The organism is Krasilnikovia sp. MM14-A1259 (genome assembly GCF_047159535.1).
In the GTDB taxonomy this organism is placed as follows: Bacteria; Actinomycetota; Actinomycetes; order Mycobacteriales; family Micromonosporaceae; genus Actinoplanes.
On the sequence record NZ_BAAGAJ010000002.1, the window covers coordinates 1,476,122 to 1,496,592 of the forward strand.

General features: G+C 71.0%; 21 protein-coding genes. 8 read left to right on the top strand and 13 right to left on the bottom strand.

The features are described 5' to 3' along the window. Positions 1–154: 154 nt before the first annotated feature. The gene (locus ACMCNK_RS06395) at positions 155–883 is read left to right on the top strand and encodes an ATP-binding protein (protein ID WP_412735454.1); all 729 of its coding nucleotides are present in this window, start codon (positions 155–157) and stop codon (positions 881–883) included. A gap of 46 nt (positions 884–929) precedes the next feature. On the opposite strand, the gene ACMCNK_RS06400 is transcribed toward ACMCNK_RS06395, so the two are convergent. The 4 genes from ACMCNK_RS06400 to ACMCNK_RS06415 form a co-directional block, all read right to left on the bottom strand. Continuing rightward, a complete protein-coding gene (locus ACMCNK_RS06400; RefSeq protein ID WP_412735455.1) occupies positions 930–1,520 on the bottom strand; it encodes a GNAT family N-acetyltransferase in 591 nt (196 codons plus the stop codon). A gap of 236 nt (positions 1,521–1,756) precedes the next feature. Further along, positions 1,757–2,620, bottom strand: a complete 864-nt coding sequence (locus ACMCNK_RS06405) for a sugar ABC transporter permease (RefSeq protein ID WP_412735456.1) — start codon at positions 2,618–2,620, stop codon at positions 1,757–1,759. 1 nt (position 2,621) lies between these two features. Further along, positions 2,622–3,641, bottom strand: a complete 1,020-nt coding sequence (locus tag ACMCNK_RS06410) for a carbohydrate ABC transporter permease (RefSeq protein ID WP_412735457.1) — start codon at positions 3,639–3,641, stop codon at positions 2,622–2,624. 77 nt (positions 3,642–3,718) lie between these two features. Then, positions 3,719–5,026: an extracellular solute-binding protein gene (locus ACMCNK_RS06415; RefSeq protein WP_412735458.1), complete on the bottom strand. Its 1,308-nt coding sequence runs from the start codon at positions 5,024–5,026 to the stop codon at positions 3,719–3,721. Between the two features lie 282 nt (positions 5,027–5,308). On the opposite strand from ACMCNK_RS06415, the gene ACMCNK_RS06420 reads away from it, so the two are divergent. The 5 genes from ACMCNK_RS06420 (at position 5,309) to ACMCNK_RS06440 (ending at position 9,610) form a co-directional block, all read left to right on the top strand. Next, the gene (locus ACMCNK_RS06420; RefSeq protein WP_412735459.1) at positions 5,309–6,427 is read left to right on the top strand and encodes a LacI family DNA-binding transcriptional regulator; all 1,119 of its coding nucleotides are present in this window, start codon (positions 5,309–5,311) and stop codon (positions 6,425–6,427) included. A 214-nt stretch (positions 6,428–6,641) separates the two neighbouring features. After that, the gene (locus ACMCNK_RS06425; RefSeq protein WP_412735460.1) at positions 6,642–7,781 is read left to right on the top strand and encodes a response regulator; all 1,140 of its coding nucleotides are present in this window, start codon (positions 6,642–6,644) and stop codon (positions 7,779–7,781) included. Positions 7,782–7,865: 84 nt separating this feature from the next. After that, on the top strand, positions 7,866–8,828 hold the full coding sequence (locus ACMCNK_RS06430; protein ID WP_412735461.1) for a DUF1259 domain-containing protein: 963 nt from the start codon (positions 7,866–7,868) through the stop codon (positions 8,826–8,828). Positions 8,829–8,835: 7 nt separating this feature from the next. Then, entirely contained in the window at positions 8,836–9,231 is a 396-nt protein-coding gene (locus tag ACMCNK_RS06435; protein ID WP_412735462.1) for a hypothetical protein, read from the top strand. Between the two features lie 13 nt (positions 9,232–9,244). Next, positions 9,245–9,610, top strand: a complete 366-nt coding sequence (locus ACMCNK_RS06440) for a VOC family protein (protein ID WP_412735463.1) — start codon at positions 9,245–9,247, stop codon at positions 9,608–9,610. Positions 9,611–9,616: 6 nt separating this feature from the next. Here ACMCNK_RS06440 and ACMCNK_RS06445 read toward each other — a convergent pair whose 3' ends face one another. Further along, positions 9,617–11,521 (bottom strand): acyl-CoA dehydrogenase family protein, encoded by a 1,905-nt coding sequence (locus ACMCNK_RS06445; RefSeq protein ID WP_412735464.1) that lies wholly within the window; start codon positions 11,519–11,521, stop codon positions 9,617–9,619. A gap of 237 nt (positions 11,522–11,758) precedes the next feature. Between ACMCNK_RS06445 and ACMCNK_RS06450 the strand changes: the two genes are divergently transcribed. Beyond that, complete coding sequence (locus tag ACMCNK_RS06450) at positions 11,759–12,727, top strand: GlxA family transcriptional regulator (protein ID WP_412735465.1); 969 nt, start codon at positions 11,759–11,761, stop codon at positions 12,725–12,727. Positions 12,728–12,760: 33 nt separating this feature from the next. Beyond that, complete coding sequence (locus ACMCNK_RS06455) at positions 12,761–14,167, top strand: DJ-1/PfpI family protein (RefSeq protein WP_412735466.1); 1,407 nt, start codon at positions 12,761–12,763, stop codon at positions 14,165–14,167. Between the two features lie 3 nt (positions 14,168–14,170). Here the strand turns inward: ACMCNK_RS06455 and ACMCNK_RS06460 are convergent, their stop codons facing one another. The 8 genes from ACMCNK_RS06460 to ACMCNK_RS06495 all read right to left on the bottom strand — a co-directional run bounded on the left by ACMCNK_RS06460 (position 14,171) and on the right by ACMCNK_RS06495 (position 20,460). Then, the gene (locus ACMCNK_RS06460; RefSeq protein WP_412735467.1) at positions 14,171–14,818 is read right to left on the bottom strand and encodes an HNH endonuclease family protein; all 648 of its coding nucleotides are present in this window, start codon (positions 14,816–14,818) and stop codon (positions 14,171–14,173) included. A 164-nt stretch (positions 14,819–14,982) separates the two neighbouring features. Beyond that, positions 14,983–15,864: a L,D-transpeptidase gene (locus ACMCNK_RS06465; protein WP_412735468.1), complete on the bottom strand. Its 882-nt coding sequence runs from the start codon at positions 15,862–15,864 to the stop codon at positions 14,983–14,985. A 71-nt stretch (positions 15,865–15,935) separates the two neighbouring features. Further along, complete coding sequence (locus ACMCNK_RS06470) at positions 15,936–16,814, bottom strand: LLM class flavin-dependent oxidoreductase (RefSeq protein WP_412735469.1); 879 nt, start codon at positions 16,812–16,814, stop codon at positions 15,936–15,938. Between the two features lie 99 nt (positions 16,815–16,913). Further along, a complete protein-coding gene (locus ACMCNK_RS06475) occupies positions 16,914–17,957 on the bottom strand; it encodes a hypothetical protein (RefSeq protein WP_412735470.1) in 1,044 nt (347 codons plus the stop codon). A gap of 89 nt (positions 17,958–18,046) precedes the next feature. Continuing rightward, entirely contained in the window at positions 18,047–19,003 is a 957-nt protein-coding gene (locus ACMCNK_RS06480; protein WP_412740763.1) for an ABC transporter substrate-binding protein, read from the bottom strand. Between the two features lie 5 nt (positions 19,004–19,008). Beyond that, complete coding sequence (locus ACMCNK_RS06485; RefSeq protein WP_412735471.1) at positions 19,009–19,617, bottom strand: GTP-binding protein; 609 nt, start codon at positions 19,615–19,617, stop codon at positions 19,009–19,011. After that, entirely contained in the window at positions 19,601–20,002 is a 402-nt protein-coding gene (locus ACMCNK_RS06490) for a DUF742 domain-containing protein (protein ID WP_412735472.1), read from the bottom strand. The genes ACMCNK_RS06485 and ACMCNK_RS06490 overlap by 17 nt, the downstream gene beginning before the upstream one ends. 32 nt (positions 20,003–20,034) lie before the next feature. Further along, complete coding sequence (locus ACMCNK_RS06495; protein ID WP_412735473.1) at positions 20,035–20,460, bottom strand: roadblock/LC7 domain-containing protein; 426 nt, start codon at positions 20,458–20,460, stop codon at positions 20,035–20,037. Positions 20,461–20,471: the final 11 nt, after the last annotated feature.

Consider the following 20,471-nt stretch of genomic DNA (forward strand, 5'->3'; position numbering starts at 1 on the left):
TTCGTAACGGAGGCACCGGAATGTCGGGGGAAATCCGGGTCCTCCGGCACGCCGAGAAGTCCGACAATCCCGGCGCGTTTCGGGTTTACGCCGGTTCCGATCGGGCATCTTCAGGACCGGCGGGCATCGTGAAACCAGACGAAAGGTGCACGCGATGAGCGCGCCGTTGGATTGGATCGTGGACGAGGGCGAGCAGTACGCCGTCGTGACGGTGCACGGCCGCCTCGACATGCCCGGCGCGTCGAGACTTCGTCAGACCCTGATGAAATGCCTCGCGGAGCAGCCGGGGGCACTGCTGGTCGACCTTTCCGACATGCAGGACGCCGGAGCGACCTCGTTGTCGGTGTTCACCGCGGTGGCCCGCCAGGCCGCCACCTGGCCCGGCACCGCGGTACTGCTGTGCGCGCCACCGGAGGTCGCCGCCCGCCTGCAGGGCGGACGGTACGGCGTACTGGCCGTTCATTCCAGCCTCGATGCCGCCCGGCTGGCGATCGCCGAAGGACCGCCGGTGACGCAGCGGGTCATCGATCACCTGCTGCCGGTCACCGGCGCGGTACGGCACGCACGCGACCTGGCCACGGACGCGTGCGCGAAATGGGGCCTGCCGCACCTGGTCGGCCCGGCCTGCCTGATCGTCAGCGAACTCGTCACCAACGCGGTCGAACACGCCGGCACGATGATCGTGCTGGAGCTGCGCCACCGCGACCGCAAGGTGCACATCGCGGTCCGCGACGGTTCACCGGAGATGCCCCGGATGATCCCGCAGGCCCCGGCCGACCGGGAACGTGGCCGGGGCATGTTGTTGATCGACAACATCGCGACGAGTTGGGGGGCGCTGCCGTCGCGCGACGGCAAGGTCGTCTGGGCGACACTGACCGCGTAATGGCCGCCGGGGCGCTGCGCAGTGCGGCGAGGTCAGCGCGACCAGCTCACGTACCAGTTCCATTTCGGCCGATGCCATCCAGCACGTCCTTCAGGACCTCGGCGCACGGCAGCAGCGGCCCGGGAGCCTGTCCGGTCGCCGCGGCCGAGCGCTGCCAGAAGCCGACGTCGAGCCAGGTGGCGTTCTTGAAACCGACCCCGGCGAGCGTGCCGACGTGGCGGAACCCGAACGACTCGTGGAAACCCGCGCTGGGGTCGTTGGGCAACCCGAGCACCGCGATCTGCGTACGGAATCCCTGCGCGTCCAGCACCGCGAGCAGGCTGCGGTACAACGCGTGACCGACCCGGCGACCCCGCATGTCGTCCGCGACGTACCCGGTGACCTCCGCGCACCAGTCGTACGCGTCGCGCGCCTTCCACGGACCGGCGTACGCCACTCCGACGACCCGCCCGGCGTCCGTGGCGACCAGCCACGGATAACGTTCGCGATACTGCGTCCAGTCGGCGGTCCAGTCCTGCGGGGTCTGCGCTTCCGTGCGGAAGTTCACCGTCGTGGTGGCGATGTAGTGGTTCACCAGGTCGGCCACGGCGGGCCAGTCGGCGGCGGTGGCCTCGCGTACGGTCACGGGTTCGCTCACGGTTGCTCCTTCGTCTCGGCCGACAGCCGCTGGAGCTCCCTCGGCCCGGGCGGCGACCATCGGGGTGTCGAAGAGAACAGCCAACCGGACCGGCACGCCGAAGTCCCGGCGGACACGGGAGACGACGTTGAGCGCGCCGTGATGGAGGCGCCGCCCGCCGCGGTGGACGGAGACAACGATGCGGTACCGGCTGGCGGGCCGGTACCGCATCGGCGGAGCGGCAGAGCCGCTCGTGTTCAGCCCTTGACCGCGCCCGCGGTCAGCCCCGACACGAGGTGGCGCTGGGCGAAGAAGAACACCACGGCCGCCGGCACGGTGATCATCACCGCGGACGCCGTCAGGTACTCCCACTGCGGATTGAACTTCGGGACGAACTGCTGCAGGCCGTACCCGAGGGTGAACTTCGTCTTCTCCTGGATGAACGCGGTGGCGTAGGCGACCTCGCCCCACGCGGTGAGGAAGGAGAAGAACGCGGTCACCGCGATGCCGGGCCGGGCCAGCGGCAGGATGACCCGCCAGAACGTGGCGAACGGCCCGCACCCGTCGAGGTGCGCCGCCTCGTCCAGCTCGGTGGAGATCGAGTCGAAGTAGCCCTTGAGCATCCACGAGCAGAACGGCACCGCGATCGTCAGGTACGCGATGATCAGCGAGCCGAGCGTGTTGATCAGGCCGAGGCTCGCCATGATCACGTAGATCGGCACGATCAGGATGGAGACCGGGAACATCTGGGTCACCAGGAACACCAGCAGCAGCTGGCGGCGGCCGGGGAAGTTGAACCGCGACAGCGCGTACCCGGTGGTGGCCGACATCAGCACGCCGATCGCTGTGGTGGCGACCGCGACGATCAGCGAGTTGAGCGCCCACCGGGGGAACATCGTCTCGGTGAGCACGTACTTGTAGTTGTCGAGCGTGGGTTCCTTGATGAGGCTGAGCTCGCTGGTCTGGATGTACACGCCGGGCTTGAACGACGACAGCACCACCCACGCGATCGGGAAGATCGCAATCAGCGTGGCGATGATCAGCGTGGCGTGCATCGCGAGCGATGCCAGTGGTGAGCGGCGGTTCATCGGTTTGCGCTTGGCTTGTCCCTGCACGGACATGTCACCACACCTCGCCTTGCTTGCGCAGCGCCCGCCGGTAGAACACCGAGAACACGAGCAGGATGGACAGGATCAGCACGCCGTAGGTCGAGGCGAGCGAGTAGTTGCGGATGCCCTCGAACGCGGCCCGGTAGGCGCCGGTCACCAGGATCTCGGTCTCCCCGGCGGGCTGGCCCCCGGTGACCAGGTAGATGATCGGGAACATGTTGAACGTCCAGATCGTGCCGAGCAGCAGGACGGTCATGCTGACCGGGCGCAGCCCGGGCAGGGTGACGTTGCGGAACTTCTGCCAGCCGGTGGCGCCGTCGATCGTGGCCGCCTCGTACAGCTCGGCGGGGATCGCGGTCAGGCCGCCGAGCAGCGACACGATCATGAACGGTACGCCGAGCCAGATGTTCGTGACGATCGCGGTGGACAGCGCGGTCCACTTGTTGTCGAACCAGGTCACCGGATCCATGCCCAGCACCTTGAGCAGCGCGTTGACCACCCCGAACTGCTGGTTGAACATGAATCGCCAGGAGAACGCGCTGACGAAGCCGGGCACCGCCCACGGCAGGATCAGCGCCACCCGGTAGAAGCTGCGCCCGCGCATCGGCCGGTTCAGCAGCACCGCCAGGCCCAGCCCGATGCCGTACGTGAAGACCACACAGGTGATGGTCCAGATGATGGTGGTCCAGAACTGCGGCCAGAAGTGGCCGATCTCGCCGGTGAGCACCTTGATGTAGTTGTCGAGCCCGACGAACTTCCAGGCGTGCGGGTTCGCCTGGCAGCTCAGGTCCCCGGTGATCGACGGGGTGCACAGCTCGCGCTGCTGATTGGCCTCGGTGAGGTCCGTGAAGGACAGGTAGATCCCCCGGGCGAGGGGGTAGAAGACCAGGACGCCGAGCACGACCACCACGGGCGTGACCATCGCCCAGGCGTACCAGTGCTTGTCCCAGCTACGCCGCAGCCGCCCCGGCTGGGCCGGCTCGCGGACCGGCTCGGGGGTCGGGGTGCGGCGTCCGACCGTTGCGGTGCTCATCGCTGCTCCACTTCCGGGGGAAGGCTCCGACGCGGCTGGCCGCCGACCCGAGGGCCGGCGGCCAGACGATCCATCGATCAGTTGCTGTAGTCCTTGACGACCTCGGACTTGTAGGTCTTGGCGACCGCGTCCAGCGAGGCCTTCGGGTCCTTGTTCTGCACCAGCACCTCGACGGCCATCTTGTCCATCGGGTCGAAGAACTGGCCGCCCTCGGGGATCCAGGGCCGGGCGACCGCAGCGTCGATCACCGGCTTGAACGCGGCGACGGTGGCGTTGTCCTTCACACCCGGCAGGTCGTACGCGGACTTGCGGGTGGGCAGCAGGCCGAGCTTGCCGGCGATGAACGCCTGCGACTCCGCCGAGGACATGAACTTGACGAAGGCGACCGCGGCCGCGACCTTCTCCTTCGGCATGCCCGACCAGATCGTGTAGTTGTGGCCACCGACCGGGCCCGCGGCCTTGGCGCTGCCGCCGGGAACCGGCGCGATGCCGAGGTTGTCGAGGCCGCCGAAGGTCGGGGCGTCCTTGATGTTGTTGACTTCCCACGGCCCGTTGATGATCATGGCGACCTTCTGCTCCTTGAACAGGGTCATCATGTTGCCGTAGGCGTCGTTGGCCGGGGGCTTGACGGCGGTGCCGTCCTTGACCAGGTCCTGGGCGATCTTGACGCCGGCGACGGCCTGCGGGCTGTTCACGGTGATCTTCTTGGCGCCGGCGTCGACCAGGTCGCCGCCCTCGCCGTAGATGAACGGCAGCAGGAAGTAGCCACCCGAGTTGATGAACAGCGCCTGCTTGCCGGTCTTCGACTTGATCGTCGCGGCCGCAGTCTTGACCTCGGCCCAGGTCTTCGGGGCGGCGGTGATGCCCGCGGCGGCGAACATCTTCTTGTTGTAGAGCAGCGCGAGCGAGTCGGTGACCTGCGGGACGCCGTACGTCTTGCCCTCGTACTTGTCCGCGGACAGCGGGGTCGGCAGGAAGTCGCTCTCGTCCTTGAGCAGGTCCGAGCCGTCCAGGTTGTACAGGTAGCCCAGCGAGGCGAGCTCGGGCACCCAGGCGACCTCGGCGCGCAGGATGTCCGGGGCGCCCGTCTTGGCGCCGGCGGCCGTCTTGAACTTGTTCTGCGCGTCGGCGAACGGCACCGACTGGTAGTCGATCTTGACGTTCGGGTACTCGACGTTGAACTTCTTGATCAGCTCCTGGAACGCGGGCGCCTCGTTCTTCGGGTCCGAGGTGTCCCACCAGGTCAGCGAGGCGTTGAGCGACTTGGGGTCGGTCGCGGCCTTGTTGTCGCTGCTGGTGCTGCTCTTGTCGTTGCCGCCGCACGCCGCGGCAGTGAGCGCCACGGCCAGGGCGGTGGCGATCATACCGACGCTACGAATGCGCATCGGATCTCCTGTCGGTTCTCGTGCCATGGCCCCGGGGGAGGGATGTCATGGCCTAAGGGGTGGGATCGCCGCCGTCCGGCGGCTGGTGACCGGAGTCACGCTAACACGCAAGTAAAACGTGTTAGGTAACTGTTTCTTAACGAGATCTTCTCACCGGCGTTCCGGACCGGTGCTCAACCCTTCGGTGGATCCGAACCACGCTCGCGGTCGCTCAAAATCCGTGCTAAACAGTGCAGGACGGCAGTAACCGTTTACTAAACTTCACACTGCGTGAGTGATAGCGTGAGCGCAGTACACGCCGAGGGGGCCGCATTGGCAGCGAAGGATGCACGCGCCGGCCGGGGCCGAGCCACCTCCAGTGACGTGGCCGCCGCCGCCGGGGTGTCGCGCTCCGCGGTGTCGTTCGCCTTCAACGACCCCACCCGGGTCTCCACCGCCACCCGCGAGCGCATCCTCGCCGCGGCCCGGGACCTGGCCTACACCCCTCCCCCGTCCAGCCGGACGGCGCACAACCGCCGGACCCAGTGCCTGGGCGTGCTGCTCCCCCACGACATCCCCAAGGCGATGGAGAACCCGTACTACGCCCGCTTCCTCATGGGCATCGGGCAGGTGTGCACCCGCGAGGGAATGTCATTGCAGCTCATGCCGCCCGTCGGCGACTCCCTGATCAAGGTGATCCGGCACGCGGCGGTCGACGGCTTCGTCGTCTGTGGACTCGACTCCGACCGCGGCGAGATCGCCGAACTGACCCGCCGCGCCCTGCCGTACGTGCTGGTCGACAGCGATGCGCCCGACGGCGCCGCCAGCGTCGACGTCGACGACCGTGACGGCGCCCGCCACGTCACCCAGCACCTGCTCGACCTCGGACACCGGCGGATCGCGGTGCTGAGCATCGAGCACCGCTCCGACCAGCCCGCCCGGACGTACCGCGACCCCATGGTCCGCCGGATCGCCGGGATCGAGGACGCACTGCGTACGGTCGGCATGAGTCCGCGCGACATCACGATCACCGAGGCGCCCTGCACCCGGATGGACGGCTACCGCGCCGCCCGGGCCATCATGGCCGCGCAGCCCCGGCCGACCGCGCTGATCGTGCTGGCCGACCAGATGGCGTTCGGCGCGGTCGACGCCCTGCGCGACCTCGGGCTCGACGTGCCCGGCGACGTCTCCGTCACGGGCTTCGACGACCTGCCGGAAGCACAGTGGACACGACCCCGGCTGACCACGGTGCGCCAGCCCATCGCCGCCAAGGGACGGATTGCGGGCGACTTCCTCGTCTCCGCGATCCGGGGCGAGAACCAGCACCCCCGCCAGCTCCTGCACACCGCGCTCATCATGCGCGAGTCCAGCCGGCCACCGGCCGAGCTCGAAGATCCGTACGCCCGTCAGGCGACCGCCTAGCGGGGCACGCCCCCTACAGGCTCGTACACATGTTCGGTCTGACCGATCCACTCGCGACCGTGCCCGAGTGTTCGGCGCGCAGGATTGGCTACCTTAAGTAATTCCCCTCACGTGCCGGGTCGCTGAGTCGCCGCGCCGAGATCGCCGATGGAAACCCAAAGCCGCGCGGCGGCTCCATGCCATGGCGAACCACCAGCGAAGGAGAGCCCGCTCGATGACCACTCGGTCCCGCGTCCTGTGCCTCGACGATGACCCCCGCGTGCTGAACGAGCTGGAACGCATGCTGCACACCCGCTACCAGGTCACCACCACCACCGACCCCGGCGAGGCCCTCGGGCGGCTCGCCGACGCGGCAGCCGACCCGTTCGAGGTGTTCATCGCCGACATGGACATGCCCACCGTCGGCGGCATCACCGTGCTGGAGCGGGCGTACGCCGTGTCACCGCACACCACGCGGGTGCTGCTCGCCGACGAAGTCGACCTGCCCGACACGGTCGCCGCGATCAACCAGGGCCGTGTCTTCGAACTGCTGCTCAAACCCTGCCCGCCGATCGAGCTGCACAACACCGTCGCCGCCGCCACGGTCCAGCACCGGGCCACCATCCGCACGGACCCCCGCAAGGCCCAGGCCGTCCTGGAGGGCAGCGTCCAAGCTCTGCTGGCCACGCTCGTCCAGGCCCAACCCGCCCTGGTCGAACGCGCACACCGGATGCGCCGCATCGCCGCCGACGTCTGCGCCACCCTCGACGTGCCGCAGGCGTGGCAGATCGAGCTGGCCGCCGAACTGACCATGGTCGGCGCGGTCGCGCTCCCCGAGTCCACGGCGGACGCGGTCATCACCGGAATCCCGCACGACGACGCCGAAGCCCACGTCCTGGCCGACCTGTTCGGCCGCGCCGCCGCCGTCCTGGCCCACGTGCCCGGCCTGACCCCGGTCCGGACCATCATCCAGCACCAGCTCCGCACCGACCGCGACCCGATCCGGCCGCTGTCCGCCGACGCACCGAGCGGCGCGCTGGTCCTGCAGGCGATCCGCGAGTACGACGCGCTCATCCACCGCGGCACCCCCGCCGACCTGGCTCTCGCCACGCTCACCATGCGCAAGACCCACGGCCCCGACCTGATCGCCGCGCTTGCCGCGCACGCCGGAGTCGCCCTGCCCCGCCAGGCCGTCCGCGAGGTCACCGCGGACGAGCTGGCCATCGGCGCCGAACTCGCCGACGACATCCACTCCGCCCTCGGCCTGCTGCTGGTCTCGCGCGGTGAGATCGTCACCGACCGGCTCCTCGCCCGGGTCCGGAGCTTCCACGACTCCACCGGCCTGTGGGGCCGGATCCTCGTCACCGCCGGGTAGCACGCGCAAGCGTGAACCCCTGTCGTTTGCCGGACGCCGGCCACGCGCGCGTGGTTACAGTGCCGACGTTCAGGGAGGTGGCAGATGCAGACCACACGACGTCGCCTGCTCCAGATGGGGCTGGCGCTGCCCGCAGGCGCGGGTGCACTGACCGCCGGGGCGCCGGCCTGGGCCGCCGGCACCGAGGACGACCATGGGTACGTCCGTCGCATGTGGCCGGTGCCGACGACCGAGGCGGACTGGGCGCCGGTGGCACAGGCGCTGGGCCGCCCAGGCAAGCTCCTCGACGACGGCCGCGTCTACCGGACGTCGTTCCCCCGGCGGGACCTGACCGTGATCTCCCACGGCGTGACCGTCCGCCCGGCGCTGTCGCTGAGCTCGTACGCGGCGTTCTCCCGCTACCGTGACGGCCGCGTACTGGTGATGGGCGATCTGGTGGTGACCGAGGCCGAGCTGCCGGTGGTGACCGATCTGGTTCAGGGCGCCGGGCTGGAACAGACCGCGATTCACAAGCATCTGCTGGCGCACGAGCCGCAGTTGTGGTGGACGCACGTCCATGCCCTGGGCGATGCGGTGGGCGCCGCCCGCGCGGTACGCGCGGCGCTGGATGACACCGGCACCCCGGCCGCGCTGCCGCCCGACACCACCCCCGGTGATCTCGACGCCGCCGCGCTCGATCGGACGCTGGGCCGCAGCGGCGTGTGGGACGGCGGGATCTACCGCTTCACCATCGCCCGCCACGAGATCATCACCGACCACGACCGGGTGCTCGCCCCGGGCATGGGGCCGACGACCGTGCTCGGGTTCCAGCCGACCGGCGGCGGGGGCGCCGCGGTCAACGGGGACATCGCCATGCGCGCGGGTGAGGTGCAGGCGGTCATCCGGGCGTTGCGCGGCGGCGGGATCGGCGTGGTCGAGCTGCACCACCACATGTTGCGGGACCGTCCGCACCTGTTTTACCTGCATTTCTGGGCCCACGCCGACGCCGTGGAGCTGGCGGGCACCCTGCGCGACGCCGTGGATGCCACGCACACCGCCGCCCCCTGAGGACCTGATGTGTGGTTCGGTATCGGCGATCGGCCTGGAGGCCGGCGACCGGGAACTCTGGCCGACCGTACGGGAGCGCTTGCGCGTGACCGGGCGCATGATGGCGCTCATGCGGGGGCTGCTCGGCGACACCGAGGTGGCGGCGGTGGTCGCGGTGGAGCCGCGCGGCGCGGTCACGCCGCTCGCGATCCTGTGCACCACGCAGGTCATCGTCGACGAGATCAGCTTCGCCGAGGATCCGGGCGGCGACGGGGTGTGGCCGGCCAAGATCGGTGACTACGACGCCGAGGTCCTGGTCGGCGAGGATCCCGACGGCCGGCGTCGGCCGCTGGCCATCCTCGTCACACCGTGGATCGAGCAGCATCTGCTGGTGTTCGCCCGGACCCTGTGGCGACGATATTGACTGGGAGGACGCCATGATCACGGGCACCCATGCGGTCCTGTTCAGCACGGCGGCGGAGCAGGACCGCGCATTCCTGCGCGACCGGCTCGGCCTCACCGCGGTCGACGCCGGGGGCGGCTGGCTCATCTTCGCCCTGCCACCCGCCGAGGTGGCCGTCCATCCGACCGGGACGGCACCGCCTGCCGGGGCGGTGGCGCAGTGCGAGCTCTACCTGATGTGCGACGACGTCGCCGCCACCGTGGCGGAGCTGCGGGGCCGCGGCGTGGACATGCCCGCGGAGATCCACGACCGGGGCTGGGGGCTGCTCACCTCGATCCCCCTGCCGGGCGGCGGCGCGATCGGCCTGTACGAGCCGCGCCACCCCACCGCACCCCACTGACCACGCTCAGGCGGGCGGCGGAATGCGCCGCCGCACGTCGTCCACCGTGGCGGGCCCCGGCTCCCAGGCGGCCACCCAGGCGGCGTCGGACTGCGGCGTGACGATGCCGTCCTCCAGGAACGCGTACCGCCCGTCCAGCACCCGCCGGGCCACCCGTACGTCCCGCGCGTCCGTGTTGTCCCACAGCTCGGCGAACAGCGCCTCCGCCCGTAGGCGCGACTGCCGGCAGAACAGGTCGGCCAGCTCGACGCCCTCGGGGTGGACCTGCCGTTCGGCGCGGGCGCGCACACACACCGCGGACATGGCGAAAAGCTCAGCTCCGATGTCGACGATGCGCGCGAGGAACCCCTGCTTGCGTTCCAGCTTCGCCTGCCAGCGCGACATCCCGTAGAACGTGGACCGGGCGAGCTTGCGTGAGGCTCTTTCGACGTATCGCATGTGTGCGGCGAGCGGGCCGAACCGGCCGTACCCGGTCGGGACCTGGCCGCGGCCGACCGCCAGCGTCGGCAGCCACCGCGCGTAGAACGCCCCGGCGCGGGCGCCCGCGCGGGCCTTGCGGCCGAGCCCAGCCTCCGGGTCGATGATGTCGCCCGCGACCGACAGGTGCGCGTCGACCGCCTCCCGCGCGATGAGCAGGTGCATGATCTCCGTGGAACCCTCGAAGATGCGGTTGATCCGCAGGTCGCGCAGGACCTGCTCGACCTCGGCCGCGCGTTCGCCGCGGGCGCCCAGCGACTCGGCCGTCTCGTAGCCGCGGCCGCCGCGGATCTGGATCAGCTCGTCGGCGATCTGCCAGGCCATCTCGCTGGCGAACAGTTTGACCAGGGCGGCCTCGATGCGGATGTCGTTGCGGTCGTCGTCGGCGATCACGCAGCACAGGTCCAGCATCGACTCCATCGCGTACGTCGTCGCGGCGATGAACGCGATCTTCTTGGCGACCGCCTCGTGCTGCCCGACCGGGCGGCCCCATTGCACCCGCTCCGCGGACCACTGGCGCGCCACGTTGAGCGACCACTTGCCCGCGCCGACGCACATCGCGGGCAGCGAGAGCCGGCCCGTGTTCAGCGTCGTGAGCGCGATCTTGAGGCCCTTGCCGAGCCCGCCGATGACGTTCTCCTCGGGCACGAACACGTCGTGGAAGCGGGTCACGCTGTTCTCCAGGCCACGCAGGCCGAGGAACGCGTTGCGCCGTTCCACCGTGATCCCCGGTGCGTCACCCTCCACGACGAACGCGGTGATGCCCTTGTCCGGCACCCGGGCCATCACGACCAGCAGGGTGGCGATCGTGCCGTTGGTGGCCCACAGCTTCAGCCCGTTGAGCCGGAAGCCGCCCTCGACCGGCTCGGCGACCGTGCCCAGGCGCGCCGGGTCCGAGCCGACATCCGGCTCGGTGAGCAGGAACGCGGACACCTCGCCCGCCGCCAGCCGCGGCAGGAACGCCTTCTTCTGCGCGGGCGTGCCGAAGATCTTCAGTGGCTGCGGGACGCCGATCGACTGGTGCGCGGACAGCAACGCGGCGACCGCGGGGCTGATCGAGCCGACCAGCGTCAGCGCCTTGCAGTAGTGCAGGTTCGGCAGGCCGAGCCCGCCGTACTCCTTGTCGATCTTCATGCCGAACGCGCCGAGCCCGGCGAGGCCGTGGAACACCTCGTCGGGGATGCGGGCGTCGCGTTCGATGCGGGCGCCGTCCACCCCCGAGCGCAGGTAGGTCTCCAGCCGAGCGAGGTAGTCGTCGGCGTCCGGCCGGGACGCCACTGTGGGCCACGGATCGATCAGGTCGAGCGGGAACCGCCCGAGGAACAGTTCCTTGCCGAAACTCGGCTTGCGCCACTCGGCCTCGCGGGCGGCCTCGGCGACCTGCCGGGCCTGCTTCTCCGAGACGTCGGCCGGCTTGCCCTGCGTCGTGGTCACGGCTTACCCCCTTGACCGGGTACGGCTACCAGACCGCGAAGACGCTGGGCGCCTCCGGGACCCCGCTAGGCGCCACGCTACCCACCCGTGTTACCGGGCGGTAGCCATCTGCACATATTCGCGATTCGCCGTCGCAGCCCGTGTCGGCCACGACGGCGCCGGCAGTGCCGGATCCGTCCGGTGGGTGACCCGCACAACCCTCGCGCAACGATCACCGGTACGCCTACCGTGGCCATCGTGAGCAGCGATGACAGGAGTACCGGCCGGGTGGTCGTGCTGGTGCTGCCGGAGGTGAACCTGCTGGACCTCGGCGGTCCGGTACAGGTCTTCGACGCCGCCGCGCACCACGGCGCCGGTTACCGGCTGGAGTTCGTGGCCGCGCAACCCGGCGAGCTGGCCTCCGCCCAGGGACTGCGGCTGGCCGGTCTGGGCCCGCTGCCCGCCACCGGCCCCGGGGACCTGATCCTGGTCCCGGGCCCCCGGCTGCGGCCCCCGACGCCGGAGCACCCGCTGGTCCCGGCGGCGGTCGTGCCCTGGTTGCAGGCGGCCGTCCGCGCCGGCACGCGGGTCGCCTCGGTGTGCACCGGTGCGGCGGCGCTGGCCGAGGCCGGGCTGCTGGCCGGCCGCCGGTGCACCACGCACTGGTCCGTGATCGACCTGTTGCGCATGCATTATCCCGACGCCCGGGTGCAGGACGCGGTCCTGTACGTCCACGACGGCCCGGTGAGCACCAGCGCCGGCATCGCCTCCGGCATCGACCTGGCCCTGTCCCTCGTCGAACGCGACCACGGGCCCGCGCTGGCCGCCGCGGTGGCCCGCGAGCTGGTGATCTATCTGCGCCGCGACGGCTCGCACCGGCAGATCAGCCCGTTCCTGCAGCACCGCAGCCACCTGCACCCGGCCGTGCACCGCGTGCAGGACCACCTCGCCCAGCACCTCGACACCCCGCACAGCCTCGACGAGCTGGCCCGGGTCGCCTGCCTGTCGCCGCGCGGACTGAGCCGGGCGTTCACCGCGACGATCGGGCTCACCCCGCTGGAATACCAGCAGCGGCTGCGCCTGGACCTCGCCGCGAACCTGCTCACCGAGACCGACCTGACCGTCGAGGCGGTGGCGGCCCGGTGCGGATTCCGCGACGCCCGCCACTTCCGCCGCCTCTACGGCGCCCGGTACGGCACACCGCCGTCCGCAGCCCGCACCGCCTGACCGCGACCCGCCACACCGTACGGAGAGACAGCCATGCCCCGTTCCCTGCGTCGGATCGCCCTCGGCCTGCTCGGTCTCGTCCTGTCCGCCGCGATCGTCGGCGCGACCGCCGCCGCCGGGCTGGCGGTGACGATGGGTGACAGCTTTCCCGGCGCCGCCGCGGGCACGCCGCCGCAGGGCTGGCCGGCGCCGCGCAGCGCGCCGCCCGGCGTCACGGTCGTGGCGGTGGTGGCCGGGTCGACCGGGTCGGTGGTCAGTGACGTGCTGCTGCCGTACGAGACGTTCGCCCGTTCGTCGCGGTTCTTCGTGTACGTCGTCGCCGCGCGGCGCACGCCGCTGCCGCTGTCCGGTGGCGTGCAGGTCGTCCCCGAGCACACGTTCGCCGAGGTCGACGCGGGCGCCGCGCCCGCACCGGACGTCGTGGTGGTCCCCGCGGTCGTGGACCCGGCCGGTGCCCAGGAGGCACCGCTGCGCGGCTGGCTGACCCGCCAGGCCGGCCACGGCGCGTACGTGCTCGGGGTGTGCGTCGGCGCCAAGGTGCTGGCCGTCAGCGGCCTGCTGGACGGGCGGCGGGCCACGTCGTTCTGGCAGAGCCTCGGCGCGCTGCGCGACGAGCACCCGCGGGTGCATTGGGTGGCCGGGCAGCGCTACGTGCAGGACGGCCGGATCGTCACCACGGCCGGGGTGACGTCGGGGCTGGTCGGTGCGCTGCATCTGATCGAGGTGATCGCCGGACGCCCCGAGGCGGACCGGGTGGGCCGGGAACTGGCGTATCCCGGATGGTCGGCCGGCGCGACGACCCGCATCCCCGAGCAGCGGCTCGCCGTCGCGGACCTGCCGTACGCACTGAACGCCGCGTTCCCGTGGCTGCGCCCCTCGGTCGGGATCGGCCTGGTCGACGGCGTCGGCGAAGTGGATGCGGCGGCCGCGTTCGAGGTGTACTCCGGCACGTCGTTCGCGGCCCGTACGGTGCCGCTGGCAGCGGGCCGGTCGGTGACCACCCGGCACGGGCTGCTGCTGCTCACCACGCCCGCCGACGCGGCCGCGCCGCGCGTGGACCGGCTCGTGGTGCCCGGCGTGGAGCGGCCGGATCCCGCACTGGCCCGGTGGGCGGCCGACCGGCACCTCGACGTGACGCTCCCGCATACCGCACAGGCGCCGGGCGAGTTCCCGTTCGACCCGGTGCTGCGCGATCTGGCGGCCCACGCCGACCGGGCCACGGCCCGTGCGACGGCGAAGTTCACCGAGTATCCCGCGCAGCACCTGGTCCTTTCCGGCAGCGCATGGCCGTGGCGGTCGACGCTGCTGGGCGCCGCGACCGTCGCGGCCGCGGCCGGGATCGGACTGTTGCCGGCGCTGGTCATCCGGCGGGTACGCCGCCGGCCGGCAGCGCGGGTCGAGGACGCTCCGGCCGGGCGGCAGTCCGTGGCCGCCGCGTGACCGCTACGACGGGCAGGCGGCGAGCATGCCCTGCAGCGCGCTGTACTCGCTGGACTGCAGGGTGAGGTTCCAGTAGTACTTCACCGCGACCCACATCTCGGCGTACGTGCACCGGTAGGAGGTCAGCGGCGGCTGCCACGTGGACGGGTCCTGGTCGCCCTTGGCCTGGTTCACGTTGTCGGTGACCGCGATCAGCTCGGGGCGGGTGAGGTCGTTGGCGAACGACTGGCGGCGGCTCGTGGTCCACGCGCTCGCGCCGGAACGCCACGCCTCGGCCAGCGGGACGACGTGGTCGATGTCCACGTCGGAGGCGGCATCCCAGGTGGCGCCCTCGTACTCCGAATACCAACTGCCCGAGACCGCGGCACAGGACGCGTCGGTCACGACCGAGTCGCCGTCGCGCTTGAGGACGGTCTCGCGAGTGTTGCAGCTGCCGCTGATGGTGATCCAGTGCGGGAACAGGTCCCGCGAGTAGCCGCTCATGGAGCCCTGGGTGGCCACGGTCAGTGCGGCCAGTTCGGCCCGCGCGGTCGCGGCCGAGGGGATGCCGGACGGGCTGGCGTCGGCGGCCGTGGCCGGGACGGCGACGGCCGCGGCGGTCAGCGTGAGCAGGGTGGCGAGGTGGGTGGTCCAGCGAGGCGCGCGGCTCATGGCCGACTCCCATCGGTGCAGGAACGGGGTGTCCCTCGATGGTGGCGCGATGCGGCACTGAGCTCTGGCCGGTGGCGATGAACATCGAGTGAGCGTCGCGCCGCCGCGCCGAACGGGCCGTCACCTGCCGGTTGACCGGCGTAATCCGGGCGGACGGCGGCGTGTCAATCGACCACGGTCACCGGGGTGCCGGAGGTGATGGCGCTCAGCAGCCGCCGCTGCCCCGCCTTCGGCACCCGGATGCAGCCGTTGGAGACGCTGCGCCCGAACACGCCGCTGCGGTACCAGCTGTGAATGCCGGTGTGCGCACCCTGCAGGGCGACCCCTACCGCGTGGCGGTCGTCGGGCACCGAGCCGAGGACCAGGACGTCGAGCCCGCCGTACACGGCACCGCGGGGCGTACTGCGGCCCAGCACGAACGTGCGGCCCAGCGGGGTCGGTGTCGCCGTCGAGCCGGTGGACACGGTCCAGCGGGCCTGCTCGACGCCGTCGCGGAACCAGGTCAGCTCGTGCGTGCGCCGCCGCAGAACCAGATGGTCGTGCAGGGGCCGGGCGATCCAGTGCCCGGCGGGCAGCCACCCGATGGTCCGGTTGACCGAGGGCAGCAGCACGGCCACCCAGCCGGTGCGCCGCGCGAGGATCGGCACCGTCACCGACACGCCGCTGATCGACGGTGGCAGGAATGCGCGGGGCCGGCCGCCGGGCGCGTCGTAGACGGCGGCCCCGGCGGCGGGGTGCAGGCCCTCGGTGAGGGCGGTGACCGACAGCGGCTTGGGGTCGGCTGGGAATCCGGACGGGACGGACCAGTAGTCGATCACGGGGAGGTGGGCCGGCGCCGGGCGGGCCGGCGGCGTCGGCCCTTGCGGAGCAGGCTCGGGCGACGCCGCACCGGGCGCCGCCGACGAGATGCGTGACCCCGGGTCGCCGTCGCGGGCACGGATCACCACCGCCGCGACCGCGGACCCGGCGAGGACACACACGACGATGGCCGACAGGTATCTCGGTATCGGGCGCCGCGGATGAAGGGTACGCAGGCCGCGTAGCACCCGCCCCAGGGTACGGAGCCCCGGCTCGCCGCACCCCCGCAAGTCCCCGCCATCACCGCATCGGGGTACCCCTACGCCTGCAACTCCGGCAGGAGCCGGGTCGCGACATCGGCCAGCACCGCCTCGTCGCCCGCGTACCAGCTGCTGGCGCGCGGCCAGTGGGTGATCACGTCGGTGAAGCCGAGCCGGGCGGCGCGGGCGGCCTGCTCGGCGAAGAAGTCCGCACTGACCAGCGAGAACACCGGCGCCGCGTCGAGCAGCAGGTGGCGCTGCAGGGTGGCCGGGTCACGTCCGGCGGCGTCGAGCGCCGCGTCCATCCGCGCGGCCAGCCCGGCCACCGAGGACCACCAGGTCTCCAGGTCGTCGAAGACGGTGCCGGTGGTGACCCAGCCCTGGCCGTACTGCGCCGCCAGGCGCATCGAGCGGGGCCCGTTCGCGGCCACCACGAACGGCACCCGGGGCTGCTGCACACAGCCGGGGTTGTTGCGGGCGTCCACCGCGGCGAACCACTCGCCGCGCCAGGTGGTCCCGTCCGTACGCAGGATCCGGTCGAGCAGCTCCGTGAACTCGGCGAAGCGGTCCACCCGCTGCCGCGGCGGCAGTTCCTCGCCGCCGAGCACGAGGGCGTCGAAGCCGATGCCGCCGGCGCCGAGGCCGAGCAGCAGCCGTCCGGCGCTGACGTCGTCCACGGTCGTCACCTGGCGGGCGAACGCCGCCGGGTGACGGAAGTTGGGCGAGGCCACGAGCGTGCCCAGCCGGATCCGGGACGTGAGGGTGGCGGCGGCCGTGAGCGTGGACATCGAGTCGAACCAGGGTCCGTCGACCAGTTCCCGCCAGCCGAGGTGGTCGTAGGTCCAGGCGTGGTCGAAACCCCACGCTTCGGCCTGCCGCCAGCGATGCTGCGCGTCCGACCAGCGCTGATCCGGGAGAATCACGATGCCAATCCGCATGATCGTCAGCGTACGGCCCGGTCCGGCGACGGCGGCACCGAGCACCTGAACGGACCGTGGCCGGCCCGGCCCGGGCGTAGTCCCGGGCCGGGCCCCGCTTCAACGGCCGGTCACGCAGGTGCCGTCGGAATCCACGGAGCCGCCGACGTCGACGATCCGGGCCAGCACGGCCCGGCAGTCCGACGGCCCGGCGTTGCTGGTGTTCTGGGTGACCGTGGTGTGCTGCAGCACGACCTTGCCGGGCCCCGGAGTGCCGGGCGGGCCGGGAACGTACCCGAACGTGATGTTGATGCCGCCGCCGCCCTTGTCGGCGTGGTTGCGGCTGACCGTGCTGTCCACCACGGTCACCGTCTGCGGCCCCCGGACGTCGATGCCCCCGCCGTATCCGGCCAGTTCCGCGGGCCGGGTCGGGTCGTACGGGTCGGTCACGCGATTGTCCGTGATCACGGAGCGTTCCACCCGTCCGCTCCAGTCGAAGCGCAGGCCGCCCGCCTCACCGGCCTCGTTGCCGTCGACGAGGCTGTCGCGCAACGTCATCGGCGCGAACGGGATGTTCTGCACGGCGCCGCCGAAGCGGGCGCTGTTGCCGGTCAGGTGCACCCGCTCCATGGTCAGATCGGACGAGTTGAGGACCGCGCCGCCGCCGTAGTAGTTGTAGAGCGACGCCACCGGCGCCGAGACCCCGCCGGTGATGGTGAGGTCGGTCATCGTGGTCGGCCCCAGAGTGGTGAACACCCGGTCGAGGTGTCCACCGTCGAGCACCGTACGGTCGCGGCCCGCTCCTTCCACCCGGGTCGGCGCGAAGATCTTGAGGTTGCCGTGTGCGGCGTCCGCGAGCGTGTAGTCCGTGAACGCTTTGCCGAGCAGCGGCGGAATGGTCAGCCGGTACCGGCCCGCGGGGATGACGATGGTCGCTCCCGGGTCGGCGTTGGCTTCCATGACGGCCGCGCGCACCGTGCACGCGCCGTCGGCGCTCGCGCAGAGCCCGTCGCCGGGGAAGGCGTCGGGGGCATCGGCGGTGCTGTCGACCAGGTAGAGCCCCGCCGCATGCGCGGCGGTGGCCGGGGCGAGCGCGGCGACGGCGGCGACCGTCGCGATGGTGAGCTTCCGGCGTATCCGGAAGCGGTGATCTGAGGTCCACATGATGAGTGATTACCGACCGGTAGCCATCCTCAAACGGACAGATATCAAGAGATATGTGAATTCATGTCGATAATCTCGCGTTCCCGGCGTCATTGCGGCAACCACTGCTGCCAGGTCGAGCGATGGGTGTCCAGCCAGCGCTTCGCGGCGTCGTCGCGGGAGAGCTTCTTGACCGTGATGTCGCGGGCGACCGCGTTCTGGTCGTCGTTGGTCCACCGGAAGTTCTTGATCAGGTCGGCGGCCGGGCTGCCGGAGTCCACGAACGACTTCCGGGCGATCTTGTCCAGGTCGTACGGCTGGTAATCGCACGCCACGTTCTCGGGGACGGCGTCGCAGCCGGGCCGGTACAGCGGCAGCGGGATGTGCACGAGCTTGATCTCCGACAGCAACCACTGCGGCGTGTAGAAGTATCCGATCAGGGGCTTCTTGTCCGCCTCGGCCTGCTGGAACGCGGCGATGAGCGCGTCCTCGCTGCCTGCGTAGACCACGGAGTAGTTCAGCTTGAGGTTCTTGATCAGGGCGGCGTCGTTGGTCACGAACGACGGGTCACCGGCCAGGAACTGGCCCTTGCCGTCGGACTTGGCGGTGCGGAACAGGTGGGCGTACTCGTTGAGGTTCTGCCACTGGACGATGTCGGGGTACTGCTTGGCCATCCACGGTGGCACGTACCAGCCGATCACGCCCTTGTTGCCGGTCAGGCCCTGCTCGACCGCGACCTTCTTGTCGTCGATGTACGTCTTCTTCAGATCGTCGTGGCCCCAGACCTCCAGTATGGCGTCGATCTCGCCCTTGCCCATGGCCTCCCACGAGGCCTCCTCGGTGAGGTCCTTCTCCACCACCTTGCAGCCCAGTTCGTGCCGCAGCAGGTAGCTGACCACCGCGACGTTCGCCGCGTAACCCACCCACGGGTTGACCGCGATCGACACCGTCCCACACGGCGTACGCGCAACCCCGGGCGGCGCGACGATCGCGGAGGCCGGCTCACCGCAGGCGGCGAGCGCCACCACACTCAGCAGGGCCGCGGCCCGGCGCAGCCGTTTGCGCATCCCGATCACCACGTCGCCACCTGCTGTTCCCGGCTCAGCCGCTTGGTGAGGATCTCCTCGGTCAGCGCGACCAGGATGGCCTTGACCGACTCGCGGTGCCGCGCGTCGCACTCCAGCACCGGCACGTCCGGGCTGATGCCCAGCGCTTCCCGGACCTCCTCCAGGTCGAACCGCTGCGACCGGTCGAACATGTTCACCCCGACCAGGAACGGGATGTCGCGCTCCTCGAAGTAGTCGACCGCGGGGAAGCAGTCCTCGATCCGGCGCGTGTCGACCAGGACCACGGCGCCCAGCGCGCCGTCGACCAGGTCGTCCCAGAGGAAGTCGAAGCGGTCCTGCCCCGGCGTGCCGAACAGGTAGAGCAGCAGCGCGTCCTCCAGGGTGATGCGCCCGAAGTCCAGCGCCACCGTCGTGGTGGTCTTCGCCGACACCGCAGACGTGTCGTCGATGCCGATCGACCGCTCGGTCAACTCGGCCTCGGTCACCAGCGGCTCGATCTCGGAGATCGCGCCGACGAAGGTCGTCTTACCCACCCCGAAACCACCACTGATGACGATCTTGACCGCCACCGGCGGCAGCGCCACCGGTGCCGCCTGCCTAGAGCGCCCGTACACGATCCCTGATCCTCTCGATCAATTCGATGGGCAGCTCACCGAGCTGCTGCTCGACCCGCAGGTAGCCATCGGTCAACAGGTCGGCGACGATGACCCGTAACACGCCGAACGGTACCTTCAGCGCCACCGCGAGGTCCGCGATCGACATCGGCACCTGGCACAGCTCGACGATGCGGCGGGACTCGAAACGCAGCGGCGCCGACAACGCCGCGGGGGCGGCGTGCAACGGGGTCTCGATCCGCAGGCCGTCCTGCAACGGCCGGGTCCGGCCGCCGGTGAGCATGAACGGGCGCACGACGACGTCGTCCACCTCCGTCTCGGGCGCCCGGTGCGCCGGAGCGGGAGCGGTCCCGGCGGCCGGGGCGGGTTCGGCGTACGGAACCATGCGCGGGTCCGGTCCCCACTCCCCCCGATGTGTCATCGCGGCAGGTGCTGCCGCGAATCGGAGATCAGCGCCGGGGTGAGCAGGGCGCCGAACCGGTCGGCCAGCAGCGACATCTCGTAGCCGACCAGGCCCACGTCGCTGTCGCCGCCCGCCACCACCCCCAGGCAGCTCCCGCCGGCGATGACCGACACCAGCAGGAACCCCCGCCGCATCTCGATCATGATGAGCTTGAGCCCGTCGAAGTCGTAGCGGCGCGAGGCGCTGCGGGCGACGCTGGCCAGGCTGGAGACGATCGCCGCCAGGTGGTCGGCCTCGGCCCGGTTCAGCCCGTCGGAACTCGCGATGAGCAGGCCGTCGGAGGACACCGCGACCGCGTCGCGGACCCCGTCGGTCTGGTGGACGAAGTTGCCCAGCAGCCAGTTGAGCTGGTGCCGGTCGGCAGACGTATCGACGCTCATGGGACTTCTTT

Coding starts and splice junctions, on each gene's coding strand:
- ACMCNK_RS06395 (WP_412735454.1), top strand. CDS start 155: ATGAGCGCGCCGTTGGATTGGATCGTGGACGAGGGCGAGCAGTACGCC.
- ACMCNK_RS06405 (WP_412735456.1), bottom strand. CDS start 2,620: ATGTCCGTGCAGGGACAAGCCAAGCGCAAACCGATGAACCGCCGCTCA.
- ACMCNK_RS06410 (WP_412735457.1), bottom strand. CDS start 3,641: ATGAGCACCGCAACGGTCGGACGCCGCACCCCGACCCCCGAGCCGGTC.
- ACMCNK_RS06415 (WP_412735458.1), bottom strand. CDS start 5,026: ATGCGCATTCGTAGCGTCGGTATGATCGCCACCGCCCTGGCCGTGGCG.
- ACMCNK_RS06425 (WP_412735460.1), top strand. CDS start 6,642: ATGACCACTCGGTCCCGCGTCCTGTGCCTCGACGATGACCCCCGCGTG.
- ACMCNK_RS06430 (WP_412735461.1), top strand. CDS start 7,866: ATGCAGACCACACGACGTCGCCTGCTCCAGATGGGGCTGGCGCTGCCC.
- ACMCNK_RS06435 (WP_412735462.1), top strand. CDS start 8,836: ATGTGTGGTTCGGTATCGGCGATCGGCCTGGAGGCCGGCGACCGGGAA.
- ACMCNK_RS06440 (WP_412735463.1), top strand. CDS start 9,245: ATGATCACGGGCACCCATGCGGTCCTGTTCAGCACGGCGGCGGAGCAG.
- ACMCNK_RS06455 (WP_412735466.1), top strand. CDS start 12,761: ATGCCCCGTTCCCTGCGTCGGATCGCCCTCGGCCTGCTCGGTCTCGTC.
- ACMCNK_RS06460 (WP_412735467.1), bottom strand. CDS start 14,818: ATGAGCCGCGCGCCTCGCTGGACCACCCACCTCGCCACCCTGCTCACG.
- ACMCNK_RS06470 (WP_412735469.1), bottom strand. CDS start 16,814: ATGCGGATTGGCATCGTGATTCTCCCGGATCAGCGCTGGTCGGACGCG.
- ACMCNK_RS06475 (WP_412735470.1), bottom strand. CDS start 17,957: ATGTGGACCTCAGATCACCGCTTCCGGATACGCCGGAAGCTCACCATC.
- ACMCNK_RS06480 (WP_412740763.1), bottom strand. CDS start 19,003: ATGCGCAAACGGCTGCGCCGGGCCGCGGCCCTGCTGAGTGTGGTGGCG.
- ACMCNK_RS06490 (WP_412735472.1), bottom strand. CDS start 20,002: ATGGTTCCGTACGCCGAACCCGCCCCGGCCGCCGGGACCGCTCCCGCT.
- ACMCNK_RS06495 (WP_412735473.1), bottom strand. CDS start 20,460: ATGAGCGTCGATACGTCTGCCGACCGGCACCAGCTCAACTGGCTGCTG.